This window comes from Microbacterium sp. CPCC 204701, from assembly GCF_004010105.1.
Taxonomy (GTDB): domain Bacteria; phylum Actinomycetota; class Actinomycetes; order Actinomycetales; family Microbacteriaceae; genus Microbacterium.
Genome location: NZ_RRYE01000516.1, coordinates 1 through 1,669 on the forward strand (window position 1 = coordinate 1; position 1,669 = coordinate 1,669).

Annotated in this window: 1 protein-coding gene and 2 pseudogenes; all 3 read left to right on the forward strand. The window is 72.1% G+C overall.

Annotation, left to right across the window (positions count from 1 at the left end; all coding sequences use genetic code 11):
* Positions 1 to 331, forward strand: a pseudogene (locus tag EIO58_RS17405) (class I SAM-dependent RNA methyltransferase); the annotation flags it as partial.
* Positions 332 to 340: 9 nt separating this feature from the next.
* Positions 341 to 1,018 (forward strand): response regulator transcription factor, encoded by a 678-nt coding sequence (locus EIO58_RS17410; RefSeq protein WP_127820499.1) that lies wholly within the window; start codon positions 341 to 343, stop codon positions 1,016 to 1,018.
* Positions 1,008 to 1,669, forward strand: a pseudogene (locus tag EIO58_RS17415) (ATP-binding protein); the annotation flags it as partial. The gene EIO58_RS17410 and the pseudogene EIO58_RS17415, both read left to right, overlap by 11 nt.

Below are 1,669 nucleotides of genomic sequence, written 5' to 3' on the forward strand. Positions count from 1 at the left end.
CGCCCGCGCCGAGACCGGGCGCGTCGACCGGTGGCTCGCGCGGCTCGCGGCCGAGGCATCCGCCGGCGAACGCGAACGGCTGTCGCGGGGTGTCGTGCTGCTCGACCCGCCCCGCTCGGGAGCCGGACGCGAGGTGGTCGAGCACATCGCGCAGCTCGCGCCGGCGACGGTGGTCTACGTCGCGTGCGACCCCGTCGCGCTCGCGCGCGACATCGGGACTTTCCGCGCCATGGGCTACGAGCCCGCGCGCATCGACGCCGTCGACCTCTTCCCCAACTCGCACCACGTCGAGGCCATCGCCACGCTCACCCGCGCCACCCCGCGTGGGTAGGCTGGCGGCATGACGCGCGTGGCTCTCATCGACGACCACGAGTCGGTGCGGCTCGGACTCGAGGCCGCGTGCGCGCGCGCCCGCACCAAAGAGGTCGTGTTCTCGGGGAACACTGTCACCGAGTACGTGAAGTGGCGCGCCTCCGCCGGCGCCGCGCCTGCCGACGTGGTCGTGCTCGACCTGACGCTCGGCGACGGGACCACTGTCACCGAGAACGTCCGGCGTCTCGTTCTCGACGGCTCGAGCGTGATCATCCACAGCGTCGCCGACCGGCCCGCCGCGGTGCGCGAAGCGCTCGCCGCCGGGGCGGCGGGCGTGGTCAGCAAGTCCTCGCCGATCGACGACGTCATCGCCGCGGTGCGCACCGTCGCCGACGGCGAGCCGCTGAACAACGTGGAGTGGGCCAGCGCCGTCGAGGGCGACCGTGAGTTCGCCGACGCCCAGCTCTCCGCGCGCGAGCGCGAGGTGCTGCGACTGTACGCCGCCGGGCTTCCGCTCAAGGTCGTCGCTGAGCGGCTCGGAGTCGCGTACTCGACGGCCAAGGAGAACATCACCCGCGTGCGCGTCAAGTACGTCGAGGTCGGGCGACCCGCGCCCACGAAGGTCGACCTGCTCAGGCGCGCCATGGAGGACGGACTTCTCACCGAATCCGCGGCGGACGCGGGAGACATCGCGCGTGGTGGCTGACGGCCAGACGGTGCTCGACACCGCGTGGGCGCAGATCCCGCGCTCACGGGAAGCGACCGCGGGCATCGGGTCGTTCACCCGCTCGCGCGTGGAGCGGATCATCTCGATCGCCGCCGCGTCGGGGTCGGTCATCATCGGCACGCAGGCGCTCATCGCGGCGCTCGGATCGACGCAGGAGCGTCCGGAGTGGCGCGGCCCCCTCATGATCGCGGTGTTCGGGAGCCTGGCGTTCATGCTGCTCGCGTGCGCCATCGGCCGTGCAGTGCGCGTCGCCTCCGGCGTCTTCGCCCTCGTCTACGTCCTGGCGCTCGCGTCGTGGCCGATCGCGACCGCCGGCATCACCCCCGAGACGCTCGACGAGCCGTGGATCTGGTATCTGGTGAACCTGGCCACGCTGGCAGCCGTGCTCGCGTTCCCCTTCCCGCTCCAGATCGCGTGGATGATCCTCGCGCCGCTTCTGTTCTACTTCGTTCGGCTCGTCCAGGGCGGCTTCGCGGCAGACTTCTGGATCGCCCTCGGCCTCGACGTGTCGTTCGCGCTGATCCTCGGAGGCGTGCTGCTGACGCTCGGCTGGATGCTGCGGTCGGTCGCTGCGAACGTCGACGAGACGCGTGCGCGCGCCGTCTCTTCGTACGCGCAGGCGGCCGCCGC

Bases quoted from the DNA above. Each gene is read 5' to 3' on its own strand.
- EIO58_RS17410 (WP_127820499.1), top strand. From the start codon at position 341: ATGACGCGCGTGGCTCTCATCGACGACCACGAGTCGGTGCGGCTCGGA.